This is a genomic window from Paenibacillus tyrphae, from assembly GCF_024158745.1.
GTDB lineage: Bacteria > Bacillota > Bacilli > Paenibacillales > NBRC-103111 > Paenibacillus_G > Paenibacillus_G tyrfis_A.
Map to the genome: position 1 here is coordinate 1 of NZ_JAMZAW010000080.1, position 355 is coordinate 355.

Genomic DNA, 355 nt, shown 5'->3' on the forward strand with positions numbered 1-355 from the left:
CATAAAGCTTTTCGCTTTCGCATCTACCCTACGGAGGAGCAAACGACGCTGATCCATCAGATGTTTGGATGCGCTCGCTTTGTCTTTAACCACTTCCTTGCGAGGTGGAACGACACCTTCCAAGAAACAGGCAGAGGCTTGTCTTACCAGACCTGTGCAACTGGGCTGCCAGCGTTGAAAAAGGAATGGCCTTGGCTCAAGGACGCGGACAGCATTGCTTTGCAATCCACCGTTCGCAGCCTGGCAGATGCGTTTGATCGCTTCTTTCGAAAGCAAAACGATCCGCCTCGTTTCAAGAGCAAACGCAATCCCGTCCAAAGCTACACCACGAAGTTTACGAACGGCAATATTGCCG

At 51.5% G+C, this 355-nt stretch carries 1 protein-coding gene; it reads left to right on the top strand.

The annotated features are described in order from the left end of the window. Positions 1-355, top strand: a 355-nt coding sequence (locus NI000_RS36600) for a helix-turn-helix domain-containing protein (protein WP_253416178.1), incomplete at both ends; no start/stop codon positions are given.